We start from the raw sequence: 26,036 nt of genomic DNA, 5'->3' as shown, positions 1-26,036 counted from the left end.
TCTGCCCCGACCAGGACCCCGGCCGCCGCCCACGGCGGCCGGGACCGCCGTGGGCGGCGGCCCCGGCCGGGTGGGTCAGAATCCCGCGATCGGGTTCTTCAGGGTGCCGACCAGTTGGAGCGCGCCGGACGGGTCCGCGAGGTCGACCATCTGCCGGTTGTCGCGCAGCTGGAGCCGGTTGAGGCAGGACAGCGCGAACTCGGGGGCGAACATGTCGTACCGGGCGAACTTGTCGGCGAGTTCGGGCACCGACGCCTGGTACTCGCGGGTGATCTCCGCGACCGTCCGCCAGAAGTCGTCCTCGGCCAGGATGCCCGCGGAGGCGAGGTCGGAGGCGAGGAAACGGAAGAAGCAGTCGAAGACGTCCGTGAAGAGGGACAGCAGCTTCTGGTCCTCCGGCACCTCCACGCGGATGCGGGAGACCTCCGGCGGCAGCACCGCGTCCGGGTCCAGCACCGCGATCTCCTCGGCGATGTCCTTGTAGACCGCGCGCCGCACCACCCCGTCCTCCAGCACCAGGACCACGTTCTCGCCGTGCGGCATGAACACCAGGTCGTAGGCGTAGAAACTGTGCAGCAGCGGGGTGTAGTAGGCGCGCAGATAGTGCCGTAGCCAGTCCGCCGGGGCGAGCCGGGACCGCTCGATCAGGGCGCCCGCGAAGGACGTCCCCTCGTGGTCCACGTGGAGCAGGGAGGCCATGGTGGCGAGGGACTCGCCGTCTCGCAGCGAGGGCACCGGGCTCTCCCGCCACAGTGCGGCCAGCATCTTGCGGTACGGCGAGTAGCGGTCGGTGGCCTGCTCGTACTCCAGGTGCCGGTAGCCGACCGCCGCCCGCTCCCGGATGATCGTCAGCCCCGTAGAGCGCAGCACCGGGTCGCTCTCGATCAGCCGCGCCAGCCAGTCGTTGATCGCCGGGGTGGCCTCCATGTAGGCGGCCGAGAGGCCGCGCATGAAGCCCATGTTGAGGACGGACAGGGCCGTCTTCACGTAGTGCTTCTGGGGGTCCGTCCGGTTGAAGAAGGTCCGGACGGACTGCTGGGCCAGGTACTCGTCGTCGCCCTCGCCGAGGCACACCAGGTGGCGGCGGGCGACCTCGGCGGCGAAGGTGACGGTGAGCTTGTTCCACCACTGCCAGGGGTGGACGGGGATCAGGAGGTAGTCGGCCGGGTCGAGGCCCTGGCCGGTGAGCGTCCGGTGGAAGCGCTCGACGGTGTCCTCGCCCAGCTCCTGCCGCAGGAACGACTCGTACTCGATGCCGATGCCGGCCGTGAACGCCGCCCGCGAGCGGTGCGCCGCCAGCCACACCAGCCGGACCGGGCTCGCCGTCTCCGGCGCGTAGGCGCGGTACTCGTGGATGCCGAAGCCGAGCCGCCCGTTGTTGGCGACGAAGCAGGGGTGGCCCTCGGTCATGCCGGTCTCTACGGCCTGGAAGCCGGCGCCGACCAGCTCGGCCGAGGTGACCGGCGGCTTGGCGAGCTTGTAGCAGGTGCCGGAGAGGGTGGAGGAGATCTCCTCCAGGTACACCGGCAGGACCTCGTCGCTCAGCCCGAGCGACTTGTGCAGTTCGATGAAGAAGTCCAGGGCGGCGAGGGGGAGTTCGGTCCCGTCGCGGTGCCGGCTGATGGAGTCGGCGGCCACCTGCCAGTGGTCCAGGGCGCGGCGGACGGCGGTGAAGCGGTACTCGGTCAGGCCGTCGTCGCTGCGTACGACGTAGCCGCCTTCGCCCGTCTCCTGAGGGTGGATCAGCCGCTCGTGTGCGAACTCGGCGAGCGCCTTGCGGATCAGCAGGCGGTTGGCCGTCTCCCATCGTTCGGGAGTGAGGTGGTCCACGGCGTCGGCGGGGCTCATATGCCCACCCCCGTGGCCGCGGCGAACTGTTCGCGGGTGCAGAAGCTCAGCAACGCCCTCTTCTCCGGCTTGTCGATCTCGCGTACGGGGACGAAGCCCACGGCTTCGTTCAGGGCGTGCACCGCCTTGTTGGACACGTCCGGTTCGACGACGACGCGCCGGACCGCCGGGTCCCGGAAGAGGTGCGCCATCACGGCGGTGATGACGGACCGGGTGAAACCGTGCACCGGGGTGTCGGTGGGCGCGACCAGGAAGTGCATGCCGACGTCCCCGGGCTCCGGCTCGTACAGGCCGGCCAGCTCGCGGTGGGCGGGGTCGTAGGTCTCCATCAGGAAGGCGGGCCGGCCCTCGTGCAGCCCCAGGTGGGCGTGGTGGTGCTCGTCGGCCGCGATCCTCATGTACTCGCGCTCGACGTCCTGGAGCTTCGCGTCCTGCATCATCCAGAACGCGGCCTTGGGGTCGGTGACCCAGCGGTGCAGCAGCCCGGTGTCCCGCAGCGGGTCGAGCGGGCGGACGGTGAAGGTGCCGAGCTCGTTCGTGAAGCCGGCGTCCGCATCGTCGGAGGTACTCATACGGCGAACTCCTGGAAGGCGATGGACTTCTCCACGGGGTAGTGCTCGGAGCCGAGCAGTTCGCGGATGATGCAGCTGTTGCGGTACGGGCCCATGCCCAGGTCGGGGCTGGTGACGCTGTGCGTGTGGACGCCGGCGTTCTGCAGGAAGACGCCCCGGCCGGTCACGTCGATGGCGTAGTTGCGGGCCACGTCGAAGCGGCCGTGGCCGTCGAAGCGGAGCCGGTCGCGGACGGGGTCGAGGAAGGCCGGCGGTTCGTAGTGGTAGCCGGTGGCCAGCACCAGGCCCTCGGTGCGCAGCTCGAAGTCCTTGCCCTGCTCGTCCTGGTGGAAGCCGAGCGAGTATCCGCCGTTCTCGTGGCGGGCGCTGACGAGTGAGGAGTTGGTGAGCAGCCGGGTGGGGACCGCGCGGTCGCCGCTCTCGATGTTCTTCTGGTACAGCAGGTCGAAGATGGCGTCGACGAGGTCGGAGTTGATGCCCTTGAACAGGCCCTTCTGCTGCTTCTCCAGCCGGTAGCGGGTCTCCTCGGGCAGCGCGCGGAAGTAGTCGATGTAGTCCGGGGAGGTCATCTCCAGGGTCAGCTTGGTGTACTCCAGCGGGAAGAACCGCGGGGAGCGGGTGACCCAGTTGAGCGAGTAGCCGTGGACGTCGATCTCGGACAGCAGCTCGTAGTAGATCTCGGCGGCGCTCTGTCCGCTGCCGACGACCGTGATCGACTCCTTCTGCCGCAGCTCCGCCCTGCGGTGCATGTACTCGGCGGTGTGCAGCAGATCGCCGCCCAGGCCGCGGCACGGCTCGGGCACGAACGGCACGGTGCCGGTGCCGAGCACCAGCCGCCGGGCGCGGTAGGTGTCACCGGCCCCGGTCCGTACGGCGTACAGCTCGGTGTTCTCGTCGTACGTCACCTCGGTGACGGTCGTGTCGAAGCGGATGCTGCTCAGCCGGCCGGCGGCCCAGCGGCAGTAGTCGTCGTACTCGACGCGCAGCGGGTAGAAGTTCTCCCGGATGTAGAACGAGTACAGACGGCCCTTCTCCTTGAGGTAGTTGAGGAAGGAGTAGGGGGAGGTCGGGTCGGCGAGTGTGACCAGGTCCGACATGAACGGCGTCTGGAGGTGGGCGCCGTCGAGGAACATCCCGGCGTGCCACTCGAAGTCCGGCTTGGACTCCAGGAAGACGCCGTTCAGGTCGCCGATGGGCTCGGTGAGGCAGGCGAGGCCGAGGTTGAAGGGGCCCAGCCCGATCCCCACGAAGTCGTAGGCGGTGTCAGGGGCTTCAGGAAGCGCGGTCAAGGGACTCTCCCAGGTACTGCTCGGCGTGGCCGGCGATCAGATCGAGGACGGCGGTGATGTCGGCGGTCGTGGTCTCGGGGTTCAGCAGGGTGAACTTCAGGTAGTGGCGGCCCGCCACCTTGGTGCCCGCGACGACCGCGTCACCGGAGGCGAACAGGGCTTTGCGGGCGTGGAGGTTGGCCCGGTCGATCTCGGCGGGGTCGGTGACGGCGGCCGGCACGTAGCGGAAGACGAGCGTGGACAGCGACGGTTCGACGACCACGTCGAAGCGCGGGTCGGCGGCGAGCAGCTTCCAGCCCTCGTGGGCCAGGTCGCAGACCTCGTCGAAGAGCCCGCCGATACCGTCGGCGCCCATCACGCGCAGCGTCATCCACAGTTTCAGCGCGTCGAAGCGGCGGGTGGTCTGCAGGGACTTGTCGACCTGGTTGGGGATGCGCTCGGTCACCATGCGGCGCGGGTTGAGGTACTCCGCGTGGTAGGTGGCGTGCCGCAGCGTGGCCGCGTCGCGGACCAGCACGGCGGACGAACTCACCGGCTGGAAGAAGGACTTGTGGTAGTCGACGGTGACCGAGTCGGCGCGTTCGATGCCGTCGATCCGGTCCCGGTGCTTCAGCGAGGCGAGCAGTCCGCAGCCGTAGGCGGCGTCCACGTGCATCCAGACGCCGTACTGGGCGCACAGTTCGGCGATCTCGGGCAGCGGGTCGATGGAGCCGAAGTCGGTGCTTCCGGCGGTGGCGACGACGGCCATGGGGACGAGGCCGTCCTCGGTGCAGCGCTCCAGCTCGCGGGCGAGGGCGACGGTCTGCAGCCGCTTGTCGTGGTCGACGGGGACCGGCACCACCGCGTCCGGGCCGAGGCCGAGCAGTTTCGCGGACTTCTTCACGCTGAAGTGGCTGACCTCGGAGGCGAGGACGCGCAGTTTCGCGAGGTCGCCGGTCTTGGCCTCCTCACGGGCCAGCAGCAGCGCCTGGAGGTTGGACTGGGTGCCGCCGGAGGTGAACACCCCGTCGGCGGACGGCCCGAGGCCGATGCGGGCGGCCGTCCAGTCGATCAGTTTCCGCTCGATGAGGGTGCCGCCGGCCGACTGGTCCCAGGTGTCCAGGGAGGAGTTGACGGCGGAGAGCACCGCTTCGCCGAGCACGGCCGGGATGACGACCGGGCAGTTGAGGTGGGCGAGGTAGCGGGGGTGGTGGAAGTAGACCGCGTCCCGGAGGTAGACGTCCTCCAGTTCGTCCAGTGCCGCGGTGGTGTCGTGCAGCGGCCGGTCGAGGTCGATCCGCTCGATGGCGGGGGCGAGGGCGTCGACCGTGACGCCGGTGAACGGGCGTTCGGTGGTGGCGAGTTTGGCTGCCACCCGCTCGACTCCTTCGGTCACGGAGCGGCGGTAGTGCTCCGCGGTGGTGTCGTTGAGCAGGTGCGAGCGCATGTGGGGGCCTCCGGTGGGGATGGTCCGGTGCGGGGAGGGAGCGGGGCGCGCGCCGCGGTGCGGCCCACTTTTACTTAGGTGAGCCTAGCCTAAGTAGAGCGACTCTATTCCTGCTCCGGCCGTGACCGTGATCACTCCGCCACGAGGTGTGCGGGGCGCTCAACCGGTGCCGTGGCCAACGCTGTTCGCGCAACTGTTCCTCTGCCGGGCTTCGGCTCCCCCGGCCCCGTCCGGGCCCGGACGGCGCCGGAAACGGACCGAGCCGCCTCGTTCCGTCGACCTGGAGGGAGGGGAAACGGAACGGGGCGGCTACGGCGGTGGTCACGCGTGGCTCCCGGGGAGGAGTCCGGCAGGGGCGGTCAGCTGACCTTCTTCGCCTTCTCGATGGCCTCGGCGAGGTTGTCGAGCAGCGGGGTGCACTTGTCGTAGGACAGGATCGGCTCGGCGGAACGCGCGATGACCTGGCCGGCCTTGACCGCGGGGAGCTTCTTCCAGGTCGCCTCGGTGATGTCGGCGGGCTGGATGGCCGAGCTGCGGTCGTCCATGATGATGACGTCGGCCTTGTGCTTGTCGACGTTCTCCCAGCTGAGGCTCTCGAACCAGCCACCGGTCGGCTTCTTGGCCTCCTCGGTCGGCTCGACGAAGTTCACGCCGAGCGCCTTGAAGTACTCGAGGTCGGCGGAGAGGTCGGTGCCGGAGACGTAGAACAGCTCCGGGCTCGCCGAGCCGGCCATCACCTTGATGTCGGGGTGGGCCTTCGCGGCCTTGCGCAGCCGCTCGGACGCCGCCTCGAAGCGCTTCTTCGCGTCGACGACCGCGGCGGCCTTCATGTCGCCGCCCAGCGACTCGGCCAGCTCCCACATGCGCTCGAGCGGCGCGGTCAGCTGGCGGTCGTAGACGGAGACGGCGACGCTCGGCGCGAGCTTGGCGATCTTGTCCTTGGACACCTCGGGGACGTACCAGAGGGTGCCCGCGTCGTCGAAGGTGGTGGAGACGAGGACCTCGGGGGCGAGGGTCGCGTACTTCTCGACGTTGAACTGGTCCCAGACGTTGCCGAGGACGGTCACCTTGCTGACGTCCATGTCGCCGGCCTGGACGTCGGCCTTGCCGTCCTTGGTCTTCGTCGGGCCGAAGACGCCCTTGACCTGGATGCCGTAGTCGTACAGGGCCGCGGCGACACCGGTGAACGCGACGATGTTCGCGGGGACCTTGTCCAGCTTCACGGTGGTGCCGCGGTCGTCCTTGAAGGACCAGGGGCCGGACTTGGGCTCGGCGGCCCCCTGCGCGTCCGAGCCGCCGCTCTTCGCGTCCCCGTCGCCGCAGGCCGCGAGCGCGGCACCGAGTCCGAGAGCGCCACCGGCGGCGAGGAGGCCGCGACGGGAGAAACGGGCGGTTCTGGCGTTCGACATGACTGGGTCTGCTTTCGTGCGTGCGGAGCAGGTGGGTGCGGGCGGGCCCGCGGGCCCCTGGCTGGAGCCAGGCTTAGGTTAGCCTAACCTCAGAGTTTGTCCAGGGGTGCGGGCCGCCCGCCCCACGCCGTCAGCCCGCCGCCAGCCCCAACTCCCGGGCGATCAGCATGCGCTGGACCTCGCTCGTGCCCTCGCCGATCTCCAGGATCTTGGAGTCGCGCCACATGCGGGCCACCGGGTACTCGTTCATGAAGCCGTAGCCGCCGTGGATCTGGGTGGCGTCGCGGGCGTTGTCCACCGCGACCGTGGAGGAGTACAGCTTGGCCACCGCCGCCTCCTTCTTGAAGGGCTCACCGGCCACCAGACGGCTCGCCGCGTCCCGCCACGCCAGACGGGCCGTGTGGGCCTTCATCTCCATGTCGGCGATCTTGAACTGGATGGCCTGGTTGGCGCCGATCGGACGGCCGAACGCGTGCCGTTCCTTGGCGTACTTCACCGACTCGTCCACACAGCCCTGCGCCAGCCCCGTGCCCAGCGCCGCGATGGCGATCCGGCCCTCGTCGAGGATGCGCAGGAACTGGGCGTAGCCCCGGCCCTCTTCGCCCAGCAGGTTCGCCGCCGGGACGCGGACGTCCTGGAACGACAGCTCCCGCGTGTCCGACGCGTTCCAGCCGACCTTCGAGTACGGGGCCGCCACCGTGAAGCCCGGGGTGCCCGACGGGACGATGATCGCCGAGATCAGCGGCTTGCCGTCGGGCTTCCGGCCGGTGACCGCCGTGACCGTGACCAGGCCCGTGATGTCCGTGCCCGAGTTGGTGATGAAGCACTTGGTGCCGTTGATCACCCACTCGTCCGTCGACTCGTCCAGGCGGGCCGTGGTGCGGGTCGCGCCCGCGTCACTGCCGCCGTCCGGCTCCGTCAGCCCGAACGCGCCCAGGATCTCGCCCGAGCACAGCCGGGGCAGCCACGCGCGCTTCTGCTCCTCGGTGCCGAAGAGGTGGATCGGCATCGCGCCCAGCGAGACACCGGCCTCGAGCGTGATCGCCACCGACGAGTCCACCCGGGCCAGTTCCTCCAGGGCCAGGCCCAGCGCCAGGTAGTCGCCGCCCATCCCGCCGTACTCCTCCGGGAAGGGCAGGCCGAACAGGCCCATGCGGCCCATCTCCCGGACGATCTCGTACGGGAACTCGTGCCGTTCGTAGAAGTCGCCGATCTTCGGTGCGACGACATCGTGCGCGAACTCCTCGACCGTGCGGCGGAGTTCTTCCAGTTCGGGGGAGAGCTTGTGGTCCATGGTCGTTCACTGCTCCTGGTGGGAGAGGGCTCGGACGGTGCGGGACGGGCTCTGTCGGCCCAGGTGGGCGGCCATCCAGACGCTTGTGGCGACGAGACGGCCGAGATCGACCCCGGTCTCGATGCCGAGACCCCGCAGCATCCATACGAGGTCTTCGGTGGCGAGGTTGCCGGTGGCGGACTTCGCGTACGGGCAGCCGCCCAGCCCGCCGGCGGAGGCGTCGACCGTGGTGACGCCCTGCTGGAGCGCGGCCAGCGTGTTGGACAGGGCCTGGCCGTAGGTGTCGTGGAAGTGGACGCCCAGGGCGGACACGGGGACGGCCGCTTCGGCGAGCGCGGTGAGCAGGGCCGTCACATGGCCCGGGGTCGCCACGCCGATGGTGTCGCCCAGGCTCAGTTCGTCGCAGCCCATGTCGAGCAGGGCCCGGCAGACCCGAACCACCCGGGGGACCGGGACGGCGCCCTCCCAGGGGTCGCCGAAGCACATCGACAGATAGCCGCGGACGTGGACGCCCTCGGCCTTCGCCCGGCTCACCACCGGCTCGAACATCGTCAGCGCCTCGTCCACCGTGCGGTTGAGGTTGGCCCGGGCGAAGGACTCCGTGGCACTGGCGAACACCGCCACCCGGCGGGCTCCCAGCGCCAGCGCGCGGTCGAGGCCCCGCTCGTTCGGCACCAGGACCGGCAGCGACACCGGCAGATCGGCGACCGCCGGGAACAGCTCCTCGGCATCCGCCAGCTGGGGCACCCACCTGGGGTGGACGAAGCTCGTCGCCTCGATCGTGGTCAGGCCCGTGCCGGCCAGGCGGCGGATGAACTCCGCCTTCACCACCGCCGGGACGGTCGCCTTCTCGTTCTGCAGTCCGTCGCGCGCGCCGACCTCGTGGATCCGCACGCGGGTGGGCAGTCCCTCGGCCGGTACGGCCATGGGCAGGACCGGTTCCGGGGCGTTCATGCCGTCTCCTCCTCCGCGGACGGCTCCACAGGCGGCTCCGCGGGCGCGATGACCGCCAGCACCTGGTCCATCGAGACCGTCGTACCCGGGGCCACGTCCAGTTCGGTGACCGTGCCGGCGTGCGGGGCGGAGATGACGTGCTCCATCTTCATCGCCTCCACCACCAGCAGGCTCTGGCCCGCGCTCACCTCGTCGCCGACGGCGACCTTCACCACTGTCACCGTGCCGGGCATCGGCGCGGTCAGCGAGTCGGCGCCGGAACGCGCCGCGCGGTTCAGGGACGCGGCCACCGGGTCGTGGTCCCGCACGTGCCAGGCGTCGCCGTCCCGGCCGAGCCAGGTGCCGTCCGGCAGGGCGGCGAAGGTGTGGGCGACGCCGTCGAGCAGGAACGTGAACCGGTGCTCGCCCCCCGCTCGCGGGGGCACGCCCCCGGACCCCCGCAGAGGCGTGTCCGTCCCCGGCAGCAGCAGTTCCGCGCCTCCGTCCGGGGTGCTGCGCACGCGCACGGTCACCGGGTCGTGACCCGGCACGCGCAGGTGATGCGCCGTCCACGCCCGCTCACCGCCCATGCGCCAGCCGTCGGCGGCGGCGAACGGATCGGCCCAGCCGGAGCCGTCGGCGGGCGCGAAGGAGGCCTGGCGCAGCAGCGCCGCCGCCGCGTACGTCTCCGCGGGCACCTCGTCCGGTACGAGACCGTCCACCTCACGCTCGACCAGTCCCGTGTCCAACTCGCCCGACACCACCGCCGGGTGCGCGAGCAGCCGCCGCAGGAACCCGGCGTTCGTCTGCACGCCCAGCGTCACCGTCTGAGCCAGCGCCGCCCGGAGCCTGCGCAGCGCGGTCGCGCGGTCGGGGCCGTACGCGATCACCTTCGACAGCATCGGGTCGTAGAGGCTGCCGACCTCCGTGCCCTCGGTGAGGCCGGAGTCCGTGCGGACGCCCTCGCCCTGCGGTTCGCGCAGTTTCAGGACCGTGCCGCCGGAGGGGAGGAAGCCCCGCGCGGGGTCCTCGGCGCAGATGCGGGCCTCGACCGCGTGGCCGGTGAGCCGGACGTCGTCCTGCCCGAACGCCAGCGGCTCGCCCGCCGCCACCCGCAGCTGCCACTCCACCAGGTCGAGCCCGCCCGCGGCGCCGGCCGCACCGATGGATACAGCCAGCTCGGTGACCGGATGCTCCACCTGGAGGCGGGTGTTCATCTCCATGAAGTAGTACGAGGAGGGATCGTTGCCGGGGACGATGAACTCCACCGTGCCCGCACCCCGGTAGCCGCAGGAGCGGGCCGCCTGCACGGCCGCCTCGCCCATCGCGGCCCGGGTCGCCTCGTCGAGGAGCACACTGGGCGCCTCCTCGATGATCTTCTGGTGCCGGCGCTGGAGGGAGCACTCGCGCTCGCCGAGGTGGACGACGCCCCCGTGGCCGTCGGCCAGGACCTGGATCTCGATGTGCCGGGGGCGGTCGATCCACCGCTCGACCAGCAGGGTGTCGTCGCCGAAGGAGGCGCGGGCCTCGCGCCGCGCGGCGGCGATCTCGTCGGCCAGCGTCGAAGCGTCCCGCACCAGGCGCATGCCCTTGCCGCCGCCGCCCGCCGACGGCTTCAGCAGCACCGGCATGCCGATCCCGCGGGCCGCGTCGGCGAGCTGCCCGTCGGTGAGGCCGCTGCCACTCGAACCCGGGACCACGGGGACCCCGGCGGCCCTCACCGTCTCCTTCGCGCGGATCTTGTCGCCCATCAGGGCGATCGCGTCGGCGCCCGGCCCGATGAAGACCAGCCCCGCTTCGGCGCACGCCCGCGCGAAACCGGCGTTCTCGGCGAGGAACCCGTATCCGGGGTGGACGGCCTGCGCGCCGGTGCGGGCGGCGGCCGCCAGCAGCCGCTCCACCGACAGATAGCTCTCCGCGGCCGGCGCCGGACCGATCCGTACCGCCGTGTCGGCCTCCCGGACGTGCCGGGCGTCGGCGTCCGCGTCGGAGTACACGGCCACCGAGCGCACGCCCATCGACCGCAGGGTGCGGATGACCCGGACGGCGATCTCGCCCCGGTTGGCCACCAGTACCGTTTCGAACATCTGATCCGTCATCGTCAGGAGTCCCCTCACATCCGGAAGACGCCGAACTGGGGGTCACCCAGTGGCGCGTTGGCGCACGCGGTCAGGGCCAGGCCCAGGACCTGCCGGGTCTCCAGCGGGTCGATCACCCCGTCGTCCCAGAGGCGGGCCGTCGCGTAGTAGGCGTTCCCCTGGTGCTCGTACTGCGCGCGGATCGGGGCCTTGAAGGCGTCCTCGTCCTCGGCCGGCCAGCTCTCCCCACGCGCCTCCAGCTGGTCCCGCTTGACGGTCGCGAGGACGGATGCGGCCTGCTCGCCGCCCATGACCGAGATCTTGGCGCCCGGCCACATCCACAGGAAGCGGGGGGAGTACGCCCGCCCGCACATCGAGTAGTTGCCCGCGCCGTACGACCCGCCGACCACCACCGTCAGCTTCGGCACGCGTGTGCACGCCACCGCCGTCACCATCTTGGCGCCGTGCTTGGCGATGCCGCCCGCCTCGTAGTCCTTGCCGACCATGAAGCCGGAGATGTTCTGCAGGAAGACCAGCGGGATGCCGCGCTGGTCGCACAGTTCGATGAAGTGGGCGCCCTTCTGGGCGGACTCGGAGAACAGGATGCCGTTGTTGGCGACGATCCCCACCGGGTGGCCGTGGATCCGGGCGAAGCCGGTGACCAGGGTCTGCCCGAACTCCGACTTGAACTCGGCGAACCGGGAGCCGTCGGTGACGCGCGCGATGATCTCGCGTACGTCGTAGGGCGTGCGGGAGTCCACCGGCACCGCGCCGTACAGCCCGGCGGGGTCCACCTTGGGCTCGACGGCCTGCTCCACCCGCCAGGGGAGCTCGCCCCGCGCGGGGAGCGTGGAGACGATGGTGCGGACGATCCTGAGCGCGTGCGCGTCGTCCTCGGCGAGGTGGTCGGTGACGCCCGACACCCGTGAGTGGACCTCGCCGCCGCCCAGCTCCTCCGCCGTGACCACCTCGCCGGTGGCCGCCTTCACCAGGGGCGGGCCGCCGAGGAAGATCGTGCCCTGGTCGCGGACGATCACCGCCTCGTCGCTCATCGCCGGGACGTACGCCCCGCCCGCCGTGCAGGAACCGAGCACGGCCGCGATCTGCGGGATGCCGGCGCCGGACATCCGGGCCTGGTTGTAGAAGATCCGCCCGAAGTGGTCCCGGTCCGGGAACACCTCGTCCTGCATCGGCAGGAACGCCCCGCCGGAGTCCACCAGGTAGACGCAGGGCAGCCGGTTGTCCAGGGCCACCTCCTGCGCGCGCAGGTGCTTCTTCACCGTCATCGGGTAGTACGTGCCGCCCTTGACGGTCGCGTCGTTGGCGACGACCACGCACTCGCGCCCGCCGACCCGCCCGATCCCGGCGATCACACCGGCCGCCGGGGCCTGCCCCTCGTACATCCCGTCGGCCGCCAGCGGGGCCAGCTCCAGGAAGGGCGAACCGGGGTCGAGGAGCGTGTCCACGCGCTCGCGCGGGAGCAGCTTCCCGCGCGCCGTGTGCCTGGCCCGCGCCCGCTCGCCGCCGCCGAGCGCGGCCGCAGCCAGCTTGGCGCGCAGCTCCTCGACGAGGGCGCGGTGCGCCTCCTCGTTGGCCCGAAAGGACTCCGACGCGGGATCTGCCGCGCTGTGAAGCTCCGGTGCCTCGTGCATCCTGCGGTCCCCTCACTGGTTAATGAGCGTTAACGCGTTCCCCTCAGGTTAACGACCGCTAACCCCGCTGTCTAGAATCGTCTCCATGGCCACCAGAACCGACGCCCCGACCCGCCGCGAGCAGATCCTCAAGGAGGCCGCGCGGCTCTTCGCCGAGCGCGGGTTCCACGGCGTCGGGGTCGACGAGATAGGTGCCGCGGTCGGTATCAGCGGACCCGGCCTGTACCGGCACTTCCCGGGCAAGGACGCGATGCTCGCGGAACTGCTGGTGGGGATCAGCGGCCAGCTGCTGACCGGCGCGAAACAGCGCCTGAAGGAGGTTGACGGGGCGGCTCCCGAGGCGGCCCTGGACTCGCTGATCGAGGGCCACATCGACTTCGCGCTCGACGACCGCCCCCTCATCACCCTGCACGACCGTGAGCTGGACCGCCTGCGGGACGCCGACCGCAAACTGGTGCGGCAGCTGCAGCGGCAGTACGTCGAGCTGTGGGTCGGGGTGGTGCGCGAGCTCTACCCGGAACTGGCCGAACCGGCCGCCCGCTCGGCCGTGCACTCGGTGTTCGGCCTGCTCAACTCCACCCCGCACCTCGGCCGCCCCGGCGCCCTGCCCGGCCGCGCCACGACGGCCGTCCTGCTGCACCGGATGGCGCGCGGCGCCTTCGCGGCGGCGGGCTCGCCGTGAGTCCGGTGGAGTGACGAGCGTTACGGGGCCTTCGCTCTGGACGACTGCGGCTACCCGCCGGTATCTTCACTGTCTGAGCAAGCGCTTAGCCACGTGGGACCGCGGTCATCGATCGAGGAACCCCCACGGCGAGCAACCACAGACGCGAGAGCGGCGCCGGCTTAGGCGCAAGAAGGGATGGCGGCGGTGCGCCGTACGGTGTTCAACGAGGACCACGAGGCCTTCCGGGAGACCATCCGCGACTTCATCGAGGCCGAGGTCGTCCCGGTCTACGACGAGTGGTTCGCGGCGGGCCAGGCGCCCCGCGACTTCTACTACAAGCTCGGTGAGCTGGGCATCTTCGGCATCAACGTCCCCGAGGAGTTCGGCGGCGCGGGCATGGAGAGCTACAAGTTCGAGGCCGTCCTCTACGAGGAGACCGCTCGCGCGGGCGTCCAGTTCGGCGGCTCCGGCGTGCACGTGCTGCTCGCCCTGCCCTACATCAAGATGCTCGCCACCGACGAGCAGAAGAAGCGTTTCCTGCCGAAGTTCGTCACCGGCGAGGAGATGTGGGCCATCGCGATGACCGAGCCGGGCACCGGCTCCGACCTCGCGGGCATGAAGACCACCGCCAAGCTGAGCGAGGACGGCACCCACTACGTCCTCAACGGCGCCAAGACCTTCATCACCGGCGGCGTCCACGCCGACAAGGTCATCGTCTGCGCCCGGACCGCCGCCCCGACCGCCGAGGACCGCCGCTTCGGCATCTCCCTCTTCGCCGTCGACACCAAGTCCGAGGGCTACTCCGTCGGCCGCAAGCTGGACAAGCTCGGCCTGAGGACCTCCGACACCGCCGAACTGGCGTTCGTCGACGTCAAGGTCCCCGTCGAGGACCTGCTCGGCGAGGAGAACAAGGGCTTCTCCTACCTCGGCCACAACCTGGCCTCCGAGCGCTGGGGCATCGCCTTCGGCGCCTACGCGCAGGCCAAGGCGGCCGTCCGGTTCGCCAAGCAGTACGTGCAGGAGCGCACCGTCTTCGGCAAGCCGGTCGCCCACTTCCAGAACACCAAGTTCGAACTGGCCGCCTGCCAGGCCGAGGTGGACGCCGCCGAGGCGGTCGCCGACCGCGCCACGGAGGCCCTGGACGCCGGCGAGCTGACCCCCGCCGAGGCCGCCTCCGCCAAGCTGTTCTGCACCGAGGTCGCGCACCGCGTCATCGACCGCTGCCTCCAGCTGCACGGCGGCTACGGCTACATGAACGAGTACCCGATCGCCCGCCTGTACGCGGACAACCGCGTCAACCGCATCTACGGCGGCACCAGCGAGATCATGAAGTCGATCATCGCCAAGGACATGGGCCTGTAAAGCACGCGAAATCCCCGACGTATACAACTGACCCCATGAGTCAGGCACTCCAGGAACTCCTCGATCTGCTCGACCTCGAGCAGATCGAGGAGAACATCTTCCGCGGCCGGTCCCGCTCCGTCGTCGTCCCCCGCGTCTTCGGCGGGCAGGTCGCCGCGCAGGCCGTGGTCGCCGCCGGGCGGACCGTCCCCGCGGACCGGCCCCCGCACTCCCTGCACGCGTACTTCCTGCGCCCCGGCGACCCCGGCGCGCCCATCGTCTACACCGTCGACCGGATCCGCGACGGCCGCTCCTTCACCACCCGCCGGGTCGTCGCGGTCCAGCACGGCCAGCCGATCTTCCACCTCTCCGCGTCCTTCCAGACGTACGAGGAGGGCCTGGACCACCAGGAGCCGATGCCGCCCGCGCCGGACCCGGCCACGCTCCCCACCTCCGAGGAACGGGTCCGCGGCTACGGCCACCTCGACCCCGACGTCGTCGAGCGCTTCCTGGAGGCCCGCGCCGCGGTCGATCTGCGCTACGTCGACGAGCCGCCCTACGGCCGCTTCGGAGAGCCCCGTGAACCCCACTCCCAGGTGTGGTTCCGCACCAACGGCAAACTGACCGACGACCCGCTGCTGCACGTCGTCCTCGCCACGTACGTCTCCGACATGACGCTCCTGGACTCGGTGCTGCTCGCCCACGGCCGGGGCGGCTGGGCGGTGGGCGACGTGGTCGGGGCCTCCCTCGACCACGCCATGTGGTTCCACCGCCCGTTCCGCGCCGACGAGTGGCTGCTGTACGACCAGCACTCCCCGTCGGCGCACGGCGGCCGGGGCCTCGGCCAGGCCGGCATATACACCCAGGACGGCCGCCTCGCGATCTCGGTCATCCAGGAGGGCGTGGTCCGCGTCCCGCGGGACAGGTCCTAGACCAGCCCCGCCTCCGCCAGCAGGTACGCCGTCATCGGGTCGTAGTGGCGGGGGCTGACCACGTGGTCGTCGAGGGGGACCGTCACCTGGACGGTGCCCTCGGCCTCCGCGAGGAACAGCGCCGGGTCGTTGCAGTCGGCGTAGCCCACGGAGTCGACGCCGTGCTGTCCCGCGTACCCCGCCCAGCCGTGGTCGGCGACGACCAGGTCGGGCAGCGGGCGGCCCTCCCGCTCCAGGGCGGTGAGGATGGCCCTCATCGGCTCACCGGAGTGGGTGTGCCACAGCGTGGCACCGTGCTCCAGCACCGCCACGTCCGCGAACTGCATCACATACCCCTCCTCCGTGGCCAGCCCGTCCGGGATCACCACGATCTCGCAGCCGGCGGTCCGCAGCGCGGCGGCCGTGGCGCGGTGCACGTCGAGCAGGCCGCCGGGGTGGCCGGTGGCGAACAGCACCCGTTGCCGGCCGTCCGCCGCCTTGCGCAGCCGCCCCGCCATCCGCTCCAGGGCGGCCACGGTCAGTTCCGGGTCGATGGTGTCCTGGCCGTACCGGTGTTCGGCGTCGTCGCTGACCCCGACCCGTTCCGCCATCACCGCGAGCACGTCCTGCTCGTCGCTCCAACGGTCGCCGAGCTCCAGGCCGAGCCAGAAATGGCGGTCGCCGTTCGCCAGCTTGCGGTAGTGGGAGAGGTTGTTCTCACGCGGCGTGGCGACCTCGCCCGCGATGCGCGTGGCGGTGAGGTGGAGGAGGAGTTCGGCGCGGCTGGGTGTCCCGGGTATCGGCATGCCTCCCATTGTGGAGCAGCGCCCTGTGTGCGTCCCCGGGGTATCGCCCCCTGGGACGTGCGTCACCTACTCGGACGGCTCCGTACGGATGCTCAGTGTGCCCGGCCCGGGCCGGTGGTGCCGGGTACTCAGGTGCGGCGCAGGGCGAACCACAGCTCCATGCGTACGTCCGGGTCGTCCAGGTCCGTCTCCAGCAGGGCCGCGCACCGTGCGATCCGCTGCCGCACGGTGTTGCGGTGCACGGACAGGGCCACCGCGGTGCGGTCCCAACTGCCGTGCAGGGAGAGCCAGGTGCGCAGGGTGTCCACGAGGGCGGGCGTGCCTTCGACGGGGGCGAGCAGCAGGCGGGCGTGGGCGTCCGCGTCCGCCGGGGCGACCAGGTCGTCCAGCGCGGGGCGGGCGCCGTGCGTGGCGAGCGGCGCCCGGGTGGCGCGGGCCCGGGCCAGGGCGCGGGCCGCCTGGGTGTCGGCCGCGGGCCAGTCCCGCGGGCCGACGGCGGCGCTGACACCCAGGGTCCAGCCCGGCTGCGCCCGGGGCTCCCGTCCGGCGGGGACGAGCACCCGCACGACCCCGCCCGCCGGATCCACCAGCGCCGACCCGAGCGCGGCACCGAGCGCGGAGGCCGCCAGGGCGTCCGGGGCCTGCGCGTTCGAGGCATGCGTGTCCGGGCCCTGCGCGTCCGGCCGTGCGTGCACGACCCGCCACCGCTCCCCGCCGAGCAACGGCGCCACGTCCTCCGGCTCGCCCCCCAGCAGCAGCCGTACGAGCGCGGCGGAGCGGGCCGCGCCGGTACCGCTCTGCTGCTCACCGGTCAGCAGGGCGAGCAGGACGGCGGCCACGGACGCGATGGTGTGGTCCCCGGAGTCCGGCCGTCCGGCCGCGACGCCGAGCACGAACCCGTGACCGGCACCGAGCGCGTACGCGGTCAGCCGGACCCCGGCGAGCGTGTCGGTGGCGGAGGCGGGCCCGGGGCGGCCGGGGCCGCCGCCGGGTGCCGGGGCCGGCCGCCGGTCCGTACCCGTCGGCCGTACCACCCGGGCCAGCCGCGCCAGAGCCGTCCCGATCTCCTCGCCCTGGTCACGGCCCGCCGCGGCGAGTTCCGTGCCCTCCGGGCCGAACAGCACGGCCCGGCCGTCCAGCCGGCGGGAGAGCTGGTGCAGCACGGCCGGTACCGGGTTCGGGCGGGCGGCGGCGGACGCGAGGCTCTGGTGGGCCTCCGTCACCCGGCGCAGCTCCGCCAGCCGGGCCTGCGCCATCAGCTGCCACACCGCGCGGGCCACCCCGGAGAACGTGGTCCGCGGCGGCACCTCCAGCAGCGGCAGCCCCTGGAGGTCGCAGGCGGCGGCCAGCGCCTCCGGCACCGTGTCGTGCACCGGCGCCAGACCGAAGCCCAGGGCCACCCCGCCCGCCGCCACGATCCGGGAGACGTACGCGTCGAAGTACCCCGGGCCCGCCCCGTCCGGGATGTGCACCCCCGCCGACAGCAGCAGCTCCCCGCCCAGCAGATACGGGTACGGGTCCGCCATCTCCGAGGTGTGCGCCCAGTGCACGACGATGCCGGGGTCCGAGGGCCCGGCGACCCGGCGCAGGCCCAGATCCTCCCGAGCCAGGAGCGCGTCCAGGGGCACCGGGGGCGTGGGCGGCACCGTGGGGTCCGACATGATGGATGTTTCCTCCATCCCGTTCGTTCGGAATGGATGAAACGTACACTTCGCAGTCGCTTTCCGGCCACCTAGTGTCGGGTCCGACCGGCAGCCCTCGGGTACGGGCGGACGTTTTCGCGACGCATCACGCGGAACCCCGCCGCATCCCGCGCACCCCGCGACGAGCCACCGGACAACTTCCAGCTGCACGACCCCCCGACGACAGTGCGCGAAGGAGGCCCTCATGGCCGTCGACTACCTGGTCATCGTCTTCTATATGGCCGCCATGCTGGCCATGGGCTGGTGGGGCATGCGCCGTGCCAAGTCCAAGAGCGAGTTCCTGGTGGCGGGCCGCCGCCTGGGCCCCCTCATGTACTCGGGCACCATGGCAGCCATCGTCCTCGGCGGCGCCTCCACCATCGGCGGCGTGGGCCTCGGCTACAAGTACGGCCTCTCCGGCGCCTGGATGGTCTTCGCCATCGGCCTCGGCCTGCTGGCCCTCTCCATCTTCTTCTCCGCCCGCATCGCCCGCCTGAAGGTCTACACCGTCTCCGAGATGCTCGACCTGCGCTACGGCGGCAGGGCCGGCGTCATCTCCGGTGTCGTCATGTGGGCGTACACCCTGATGCTCGCGGTCACCTCGACCATCGCCTACGCCACGATCTTCGACGTCCTGTTCGACATGAACCGCACCCTCGCGATCATCCTCGGCGGTTCCGTCGTGGTCGCCTACTCGACGCTCGGCGGCATGTGGTCGATCACCCTGACCGACATGGTGCAGTTCGTCGTCAAGACGATCGGTGTGCTGCTCCTGCTGCTGCCGATCGCGGTGGTCAAGGCGGGCGGCTTCAGCGAGATGAAGGCGCAGCTGCCCACCGAGTACTTCGACCCGCTGGGCATCGGCGGCGAGACCATCTTCACCTACGTGCTGATCTACACGTTCGGCATGCTGATCGGCCAGGACATCTGGCAGCGCGTGTTCACCGCCCGCGGCGACCGCACCGCCAAGTGGGGCGGCACCGTCGCCGGCACCTACTGCCTCGTCTACGCCCTCGCCGGCGCCGTCATCGGCACCGCCGCCAAGGTGCTCTACCCCGACCTCGGCAGCGCCGACGACGCCTTCGCCACCATCGTCAAGGACGAACTGCCCATGGGGGTGCGCGGACTGGTGCTGGCCGCCGCGCTCGCCGCCGTGATGTCGACCTCCTCCGGCGCGCTGATCGCCTGCGCCACCGTCGCCAACAACGACATCTGGTCGCGGCTGCGCGGGCTCACCAAGGCCCCGGGGACCGACCGCGACGAGGTCAAGGGCAACCGTGCCTTCATCCTCCTCATGGGCCTCGCCGTGATCGGCACGGCGATCGCGCTGAACAACGTCGTCGAGGCGCTCACCGTGGCGTACAACCTGCTCGTCGGCGGGCTCCTCGTGCCCATCCTCGGCGGACTGCTGTGGAAGCGCGGCACCGCGCAGGGCGCCCTCGCCGCCGTCACCGTCGGCGGTCTGGCGGTCATCGGCCTGATGGCCACCTACGGCATCCTGGCCAACGAGCCCATCCTCTACGGCCTGTTGTCCTCCCTCACGGTCTACGTCGTCGTCTCCTTGGCGACCAGGCCCACCGACGAGGCCGTCCTCGCCGCCTGGCGGGAACGCCTGGCCGGCCGCGCCCCCGAACCCGTGTCCGAAGAGGTCCCCGTCTCCCAGTAGAGTCACAGGGCAGGCAGGAACATACGCGACGAAACGCAGGAAAGAAGGCAGTCCCCATGAGCAGCAACGAGACGCCCCGCGGGCCCGTCGACTCCTCCCGCGTCCCCCGGTACGCGGGCCCCGCGACCTTCGCCCGGCTGCCCCGCCTGGACGAGGTCGGCCGCACCGACGTCGCCGTGGTGGGCGTGCCGTTCGACTCGGGCGTCTCCTACCGGCCGGGCGCCCGCTTCGGCGGCAACGCCATCCGCGAGGCGTCCCGGCTGCTGCGCCCCTACAACCCCGCGCAGGACGCCTCCCCCTTCGCCCTCGCCCAGGTCGCGGACGGCGGCGACATCGCCGTGAACCCGTTCAACATCAACGAGGCCGTGGAGACCGTCGAGGCCGCCGCCGACGACCTCCTCGGCACCGGCGCCCGCCTGATGACCCTGGGCGGCGACCACACCATCGCGCTGCCGCTGCTCCGCTCGGTCGCCAAGAAGCACGGCCCGGTCGCCCTGCTCCACTTCGACGCCCACCTGGACACCTGGGACACCTACTTCGGCGCCGAGTACACCCACGGCACCCCCTTCCGCCGGGCCGTGGAGGAGGGCATCCTCGACACCTCCGCCCTCTCCCACGTCGGCATCCGCGGCCCGCTCTACGGCAAGCAGGACCTCACCGACGACGAGAAGATGGGCTTCGGCATCGTCACCTCCGCGGACGTCTACCGCCGGGGCGCCGACGAGGTCGCCGACCAGCTGCGCCAGCGCATCGGCGACCGCCCGCTGTACATCTCCATCGACATCGACTGCCTGGACCCGGCCCACGCCCCCGGCACCGGCACCCCCGAGGCCGGCGGCATGACCTCCCGCGAACTGCTCGAGATCCTGCGCGGTCTGGCGTCCTGCAACCTCGTCTCGGCGGACATCGTCGAGGTGGCCCCCGCATACGACCACGCGGAGATCACCTCGGTGGCGGCTTCCCACACCGCTTACGAACTGACCACGATCATGACCCGCCAGATCGCCGCGGCGCGCAAGGAGGACACGGCCAAGTGACCCACGACCACGACCTGGTGCTGCGCCCGACGCCGGCCCAGACGGAGGCCGCGCTCAACCCTCCCCCCGGCCGCAACGGCGGCGACCTGGTCGTGGAGACCCTGGCCGGGCTCGGTGCGACCACCGTCTTCGGCCTGCCCGGCCAGCACGCCCTCGGCATGTTCGACGCCCTGCGCCGCTCCGACCTCAGGTACATCGGCCTGCGGGTGGAGAACAACGCCGGTTTCGCGGCGGACGCGTACGGCCGGATCACCGGTGAGGCGGCGCCCCTGCTGCTCTCGACCGGGCCGGGTGCGCTGACCTCGCTGCCCGCGCTCCAGGAGGCGGCGGCCGCCTCCGCCCCCGTCCTGGCGATCAGCAGCCAGATCCCGACGGCGGGGCTGGGCGGTGGCCGCCACGGCTACCTGCACGAACTGCCCGACCAGTCGGCCTCGTTCCGGGGCGTGGTCAAGTCCGTCCACACGGTGCGCACCGCGTCCCAGATCCCGTCGGCGATCACGGCGGCCTGGAAGTCGGCCCTGACGGTGCCGCACGGCCCGGTGTGGGTCGAGATCCCGCAGGACGTCCTGCTCGCGGAGACCACCCTGCCGCAGGTGACGGCCATGGACGCCACCCCCGACGAGCTGCCCCCGCGCCCCGAACTGACGGCGGTGGCCGCCCACTTGCTGTCGAACGCCGCCCGCCCGGCGATCATCGCGGGCGGGGGAGTGGTCCGCGCGGACGCCTCCGGCAAGCTGCGCCGGCTCGCCGAGCTGATCCAGGCACCGGTGGTCACCACCCCCGGCGGCAAGGGAGCCTTCCCCTGGACCCACCCGCTCTCGCTCCAGTCCTGGCTGGAGGACCGCCACACGACGGACTTCCTGGAGGACGCCGACGTCCTCCTGGTCGTGGGCTCCGGACTGGGCGAACTCTCCTCGAACTACCACACGTTCACGCCGCGCGGCCGGATCGTCCAGATCGAGGCCGACCTCGGCAAGCTGGAGTCCAACCACCCGGCGCTCGGCATCCACGCGGACGCCCGCCTCGCCCTCCAGGCCCTGCTGGAGACGGCGGAGCCACGCGAGGACACCACGGCACCGGAACGCGTCCGCACCCTGCTGTCGAAGGTCGCCGAACGCATCGCGTCCCAGCAACTCACCCTGGAACAGCAGGTGCTGACGGCGGTCCGCCGAGCCCTGCCCGCCACCTCGCCCTCCTTCTGGGACATGACGATCCTGGCCTACTGGGCCTGGTCCGCCTTCGACGCCAAGGGCCCCAACCACCTGCACTCCGCCCAGGGCGCCCGGCGGCCTCGGCTACGGCTTCCCGGCCGCCCTCGGCGCGGCGGTCGCCGACCCCAGCCGCCCGGTCCTGGCGGTCTCCGGGGACGGCGGCGCCCTGTACTCCCTCGCCGAACTGGCCACCGCCCGCCAGTACGACCTCGACGTCACCTGGCTGATCGTCGACGACGGCGGTTACGGCATCCTCCGCGAGTACATGACCGACACCTTCGGCGAGCCCACGGCCACGGAACTGACCCGCCCGGACTACGTCGCCCTCGCCGAGTCCTTCGCCGTCCCGGCCGTACGCACCACCCCCGAAACCCTGGAGCACGACCTGACCCAGGCCCTGGCCGCCCCGGGCCCGTCCGTGGTCGTCCTCCCGGCCCTCCTGCGCATGTTCGCCCCGACCCACCTGGATTGAGCGGTTACCGTCCGAACCCCCTGTTAAAATATGCGAGTTGGCCTCCGGAGCTCCCCCAGCGGGTGCGTCCGGAGGCTTTTTTCATGCCCTCCGACGACACTTCCGCACCCACTTCCCCCTCCACCGCGCCCCCCACCACCGGCTACCGCGCCCTGCTCCGCAACCGTGAGTTCACCGGCCTGTACGTCAGCTTCACGCTGACGGTCGCCGCGAGCACCTTGTCCGGCTTCGCACTCGGCACGCTGGTCGACGAGCGGACCGGGTCCCCGTTCCTGACGGCCGTGAGCATGTACGGCGCCACGTTCGCCACGGTGCTCGGCGCACTGACACTGATGTCGGTCGCGGACGGGAGGCGCCCTCGCCGCACCCTCGTCACGCTCCAGTGCGTCTCCCTGGCGGGCGTCGCGGCGCAGGCGGTTCCGGGGCTGCCCCTGGCCGCCCGGTTCGGGCTCCTCCTGGTGCTGGGGTTCTTCCAGTCCCTCGGCGCCGGAGCGCGGATGGGACTGCTCGCCGAAGTCGTACCGGCCTCCGCGTACGTGCTCGCGCGGTCGCTGATGAACATCACCTCGGGCGGCACGGCCGTTCTCGGCTACGCCGTCGGCGCCCTCCTGCTGCGACACCTGAGCCCGCACGAGGTCTTCGCCGTCGCCGCCGCCCTGACCGGACTCGGGCTGGTCGCCGTGGCGACGACCGTCCGGGAGCACTCGACCCGCCGCCCGGCCGATCCGGGCCGTCCCGATCCCCGCCCCGGACTGCGCCGGACCTGGACGACCAACGTCGAGCTCTTCTCCCACCCCGGCAGGCGTGCGCTGCTGCTGAACCTGTGGGTGCCCAACGGCCTGATCGTCGGCTGCGAGGCGCTGTTCATCTCCTACGACCCGGAGCAGGCCGGTGTCCTCCTGGCCGCAGGCTCGGCCGGCATGCTCCTCGGAGACCTGACGGTCGGGCGACTGCTCACCGCCGACCGGCGACGCCGCTGCGCGTTCGCCCTGCGGCTGCTGCTCGCCGCGCCGTACTTGCTGTTCGCCGCCCACCCGCCCACCATGGTCGCGGCAGCAGCGGTGTTCGTCGCCGGTGCCGGGTTCGCCGCCACCCTGCCGCTCCAGGAACAGCTGCTCGCGCTGACCCCCGACCCGGTCCGCGGCCAGGTCCAGGGCGTGGAGTCCGCCGGCCGGATGACCTGGCAGGGCATCGGAGCCGCGCTCGCCGGCGGCATCGCCCTGCACCTCGACCCCGGCCCCACGATCACCGCCCTGGCCATGCTGTCCATCATCGTCACCGTCCTCTCCCGCCCCTTCGTGGCCCGCGCCCGGTAGCCCCTCATGCCACCGATGCTGGCTACCGTCCGCCGTATGAGAAGAGCCCCGGCTCGATCTACAACAAGGTTCGCAAGTATCTGTCGCGCAACTGGCAACGCTGGAAGGGCTGGAGAACGAGATGGCTGGTCCCCCCCAAGGTCTACTTGCTCTGGCATGTGCATCATCAAGCTGGGCAAGGCGCGAAGGTTCACCACTTCGAGGAACCTGATGACTTCTGGGCAGACGAAGAGGCCGGAGACGACGTGAAGCTGCTCGGAACCTATTCGAGCAGAGAAGCGGCTCGCGATCGTGTCGATCGAGCCCGGCAGCTCCCGGGCTTCAGTGACGAGCCGAAATGCTTCTACGTCGAGGAATACGGAGTGGACGAGGATCAGTGGACTGAAGGGTACGTAACGGACTGATCCACTCGGCCATCGGTTCGGTCCACCAGGAAATCCTGGTGGACCGAACCGTATGGCACCGCAGAGTCCGGTGACCACCGGCTTCTACGACTACGCCGAGTGTTCCCGCGTCATCGTCTGGGTTCCGTCGGCCGGCCACCTCAGCGCCCCCTCGGCCTGGGGCGATGACAGAGGGGGTGAGCCCCGCCTGGCGACGCCCGCTGACAGGCCGCCCATGCGGGAGGCCCAGGGCTCCGACAGGTCGCTGAGCAGGCCGGTGAAGGCGTTGTCCAGGGTGTCCTCGCGGAGTCGGTCGCCGACGGTTTCGGGGCAGAGGGCGGCGGGGCGGGCGATCCAGAGGATCTTCCAGGGCCTGGAGGCCAGTGCGCGATCGCCCCAGATCCCGCCGTGCGGGCAGAGGGGATGGAGCAGATCGTTGATGCGGTTCGTCGCGATTCCCATCAGCGGTCCGTCGAGGGCTGTGTGCGCTGCCGCGAATTCCTTGGGGGAGGAGCGGGCGACGGCGGCTGTGGTCGGGTGACGGCGGATGGTGCGGACCACTTCCGTCAGGTGCTTGGTGATGCCCGGGACGGTGCCGTCGCTCGGGCAGGCGCGGTCCGCCGCGGCGAAGGCGTCCGCGAGTTCGGCCTGCAGTGCGTGCAGATGCAGCGCGGTGACGGATTTCCAGTTCTGGTAGAGGAAGTTGCGGGTGGTGCCGCAGTTCCGGGCGATGGCGGACAGGGGCACGTTCAGGCCCTCGGCGCGCAGGAGGGCGCGCACGGTGCTGATCACCTGCCCCGTGCTGTGGGGGTTGGGGCTGGGGTGCGGGCTCATGGTGGCACCCTTGCCGAAAACCGTGAGCAGTTGGCGGGGAAGTGTCACTCAGGCGCTCAAATGAGTGACATCTGGACAGTTGGGGCGGATGTGCTCACGGTTTTCACGAGGGGGGTCACTGCTGGAGGGTGGTGATGAACGACGCCCACCCGGTCACGGAGAAGACCACCACCGGCCCGTCCGGCACCTTGGAGTCCCGCACGGGTACGCCGCAGCGGTAACCATCGAGCACCTCAAGGCAACTGCCGCCGTTGGGGTCGCTGTAGGACGACTTGCGCCAGCCACCCATCGTCGGGGTGCCTGCTGTGGTCCGGTCAGTCATGGTGTCCGTAGTCCTTCGCAATGGCCCTGAGTAGGGTGAGTGACTCCTTCAACGACAGTGCGTCGCTCAGTGCGAGATCGTAGCGATGCTGCAACTCACGGACGGCGGACGGGGAGTCGTGCAGTCGCCCCATCCGTAGGCCCTCGCTGTATGCCACCGGCGGCTGGTCCTCGAACCACATCAGAGTGAGCATGCTGTCCATCAGCGGATGAAGCCCCACGCCGAACGGCATCACATGCACGCGGATGCGTCCGGCCTCGGCGAGACGCGCGAGATGCATGAGTTGCTCCGCCATGACGTGCTTGCCGCCCACCGGGCGTCGGAGCACTGCCTCGTCGAGCAGCGCCCACACCACGGGCGTGACCGGGTCTTCGAGAAGCTTCGAGCGTTCAAGGCGTGTGACAAGGCGCCTGTCACATTGCTCGTCGCTCACCGGAGGGAACGCCGAACGCAGGACCGCGCGCGCGTACTTTTTCGTCTGGAGAATGCCCGGCATGTACGACAGGGCGAATTCGCGGATCACGACTGCCTGTTGTTCGAGCAGCCGTACTGCTTCGAAGTAGTCGGCCGCCGCCACGTCCTCCTGAGGCAGGAAGCTGCTCAGCACGTCCCCCGTGCCCAGCTCCCCGTCGAGTCGACGCGCGTCCTCTTTCGACGGCACCCGGCGACCCGCCTCGATGTGGGCGATGTGCGAGCGCGTCATGATGGCCATGTCGGCCAGTTGCTGCTGCGTCAGCCCCGCGGCCTCGCGCTGCGCCTTGAGCCAGTCGCCGTAGATGGTGCCCAATCCGTCAACCTCCCTGTGGCGAAAGCTCTGTCACCAGCTCACCTCTGGCGAGCCTATCGGCAGGCGTCTCACTCTGTGAGCGGGTCGCTACACATGGCGACGC

20 protein-coding genes and 1 pseudogene are annotated in these 26,036 nt (G+C 71.1%); 7 read left to right on the top strand and 14 right to left on the bottom strand.

Features of this window, described 5'->3' with window-relative positions; translation table 11 throughout:
* Positions 1-75 precede the first annotated feature (75 nt).
* The 9 genes from ACVW19_RS11865 to ACVW19_RS11825 form a co-directional block, all read right to left on the bottom strand.
* Positions 76-1,848, bottom strand: a complete 1,773-nt coding sequence (locus ACVW19_RS11865; RefSeq protein WP_457459095.1) for an IucA/IucC family protein — start codon at positions 1,846-1,848, stop codon at positions 76-78.
* Positions 1,845-2,420, bottom strand: coding sequence for a GNAT family N-acetyltransferase (locus ACVW19_RS11860; protein ID WP_457459093.1), 576 nt, complete (start codon positions 2,418-2,420; stop codon positions 1,845-1,847). Before ACVW19_RS11860 ends, ACVW19_RS11865 begins: the two co-directional genes overlap by 4 nt.
* On the bottom strand, positions 2,417-3,709 hold the full coding sequence (locus ACVW19_RS11855) for a lysine N(6)-hydroxylase/L-ornithine N(5)-oxygenase family protein (RefSeq protein WP_457459092.1): 1,293 nt from the start codon (positions 3,707-3,709) through the stop codon (positions 2,417-2,419). Before ACVW19_RS11855 ends, ACVW19_RS11860 begins: the two co-directional genes overlap by 4 nt.
* Positions 3,693-5,135 (bottom strand): lysine decarboxylase DesA, encoded by a 1,443-nt coding sequence (gene desA, locus ACVW19_RS11850; protein WP_457459090.1) that lies wholly within the window; start codon positions 5,133-5,135, stop codon positions 3,693-3,695. The genes ACVW19_RS11855 and desA overlap by 17 nt, the downstream gene beginning before the upstream one ends.
* A gap of 359 nt (positions 5,136-5,494) precedes the next feature.
* Positions 5,495-6,544, bottom strand: coding sequence for an ABC transporter substrate-binding protein (locus ACVW19_RS11845; protein WP_457459088.1), 1,050 nt, complete (start codon positions 6,542-6,544; stop codon positions 5,495-5,497).
* A 130-nt stretch (positions 6,545-6,674) separates the two neighbouring features.
* Positions 6,675-7,838, bottom strand: a complete 1,164-nt coding sequence (locus tag ACVW19_RS11840) for an acyl-CoA dehydrogenase family protein (RefSeq protein ID WP_457459086.1) — start codon at positions 7,836-7,838, stop codon at positions 6,675-6,677.
* Between the two features lie 6 nt (positions 7,839-7,844).
* Positions 7,845-8,792 carry a hydroxymethylglutaryl-CoA lyase gene (locus ACVW19_RS11835; protein ID WP_457459084.1) on the bottom strand — a complete coding sequence of 316 codons (948 nt, stop codon included), beginning with the start codon at positions 8,790-8,792 and terminating at the stop codon, positions 7,845-7,847.
* A complete protein-coding gene (locus ACVW19_RS11830) occupies positions 8,789-10,858 on the bottom strand; it encodes an acetyl/propionyl/methylcrotonyl-CoA carboxylase subunit alpha (RefSeq protein WP_457464562.1) in 2,070 nt (689 codons plus the stop codon). Before ACVW19_RS11830 ends, ACVW19_RS11835 begins: the two co-directional genes overlap by 4 nt.
* A gap of 26 nt (positions 10,859-10,884) precedes the next feature.
* Positions 10,885-12,501, bottom strand: coding sequence for a carboxyl transferase domain-containing protein (locus ACVW19_RS11825; RefSeq protein ID WP_457459082.1), 1,617 nt, complete (start codon positions 12,499-12,501; stop codon positions 10,885-10,887).
* An 85-nt stretch (positions 12,502-12,586) separates the two neighbouring features.
* Between ACVW19_RS11825 and ACVW19_RS11820 the strand changes: the two genes are divergently transcribed.
* The 3 genes from ACVW19_RS11820 (at position 12,587) to ACVW19_RS11810 (ending at position 15,438) form a co-directional block, all read left to right on the top strand.
* On the top strand, positions 12,587-13,183 hold the full coding sequence (locus ACVW19_RS11820; protein WP_457459081.1) for an SACE_7040 family transcriptional regulator: 597 nt from the start codon (positions 12,587-12,589) through the stop codon (positions 13,181-13,183).
* A 186-nt stretch (positions 13,184-13,369) separates the two neighbouring features.
* Positions 13,370-14,527: an acyl-CoA dehydrogenase family protein gene (locus tag ACVW19_RS11815; protein ID WP_457459079.1), complete on the top strand. Its 1,158-nt coding sequence runs from the start codon at positions 13,370-13,372 to the stop codon at positions 14,525-14,527.
* Between the two features lie 35 nt (positions 14,528-14,562).
* Positions 14,563-15,438, top strand: a complete 876-nt coding sequence (locus tag ACVW19_RS11810; RefSeq protein ID WP_457459077.1) for an acyl-CoA thioesterase — start codon at positions 14,563-14,565, stop codon at positions 15,436-15,438.
* On the opposite strand, the gene ACVW19_RS11805 is transcribed toward ACVW19_RS11810, so the two are convergent.
* Both ACVW19_RS11805 and ACVW19_RS11800 read right to left on the bottom strand, forming a co-directional pair.
* Positions 15,435-16,223, bottom strand: a complete 789-nt coding sequence (locus ACVW19_RS11805; protein WP_457459075.1) for a phosphatase — start codon at positions 16,221-16,223, stop codon at positions 15,435-15,437. The two genes, ACVW19_RS11810 and ACVW19_RS11805, sit on opposite strands and share 4 nt — an antisense overlap.
* A 128-nt stretch (positions 16,224-16,351) precedes the next feature.
* A complete protein-coding gene (locus tag ACVW19_RS11800) occupies positions 16,352-17,884 on the bottom strand; it encodes a PucR family transcriptional regulator (protein WP_457459073.1) in 1,533 nt (510 codons plus the stop codon).
* 226 nt (positions 17,885-18,110) lie between these two features.
* Here ACVW19_RS11800 and ACVW19_RS11795 point away from each other — a divergent pair, with 226 nt between their 5' ends.
* The 4 genes and pseudogenes from ACVW19_RS11795 to ACVW19_RS11780 all read left to right on the top strand — a co-directional run bounded on the left by ACVW19_RS11795 (position 18,111) and on the right by ACVW19_RS11780 (position 23,607).
* Positions 18,111-19,571: a sodium:solute symporter gene (locus ACVW19_RS11795; RefSeq protein WP_457459071.1), complete on the top strand. Its 1,461-nt coding sequence runs from the start codon at positions 18,111-18,113 to the stop codon at positions 19,569-19,571.
* A gap of 56 nt (positions 19,572-19,627) precedes the next feature.
* The gene (gene speB, locus ACVW19_RS11790) at positions 19,628-20,608 is read left to right on the top strand and encodes an agmatinase (RefSeq protein WP_457459069.1); all 981 of its coding nucleotides are present in this window, start codon (positions 19,628-19,630) and stop codon (positions 20,606-20,608) included.
* Positions 20,605-22,291: pseudogene (locus ACVW19_RS11785) on the top strand (thiamine pyrophosphate-binding protein). The gene speB and the pseudogene ACVW19_RS11785 overlap by 4 nt, the downstream one beginning before the upstream one ends.
* A gap of 83 nt (positions 22,292-22,374) precedes the next feature.
* Positions 22,375-23,607: an MFS transporter gene (locus tag ACVW19_RS11780; protein WP_457459067.1), complete on the top strand. Its 1,233-nt coding sequence runs from the start codon at positions 22,375-22,377 to the stop codon at positions 23,605-23,607.
* A 494-nt stretch (positions 23,608-24,101) separates the two neighbouring features.
* Here ACVW19_RS11780 and ACVW19_RS11775 read toward each other — a convergent pair whose 3' ends face one another.
* The 3 genes from ACVW19_RS11775 to ACVW19_RS11765 form a co-directional block, all read right to left on the bottom strand.
* Positions 24,102-24,824: a hypothetical protein gene (locus ACVW19_RS11775; protein WP_457459066.1), complete on the bottom strand. Its 723-nt coding sequence runs from the start codon at positions 24,822-24,824 to the stop codon at positions 24,102-24,104.
* Between the two features lie 115 nt (positions 24,825-24,939).
* Complete coding sequence (locus ACVW19_RS11770) at positions 24,940-25,146, bottom strand: DUF397 domain-containing protein (RefSeq protein ID WP_457459064.1); 207 nt, start codon at positions 25,144-25,146, stop codon at positions 24,940-24,942.
* Positions 25,139-25,933: a helix-turn-helix domain-containing protein gene (locus ACVW19_RS11765; RefSeq protein WP_457459063.1), complete on the bottom strand. Its 795-nt coding sequence runs from the start codon at positions 25,931-25,933 to the stop codon at positions 25,139-25,141. Before ACVW19_RS11765 ends, ACVW19_RS11770 begins: the two co-directional genes overlap by 8 nt.
* Positions 25,934-26,036 lie beyond the last annotated feature (103 nt).

The organism is Streptomyces sp. TE5632 (assembly GCF_054061295.1).
This window is presented reverse-complemented; position numbering and strand designations above follow the sequence as displayed.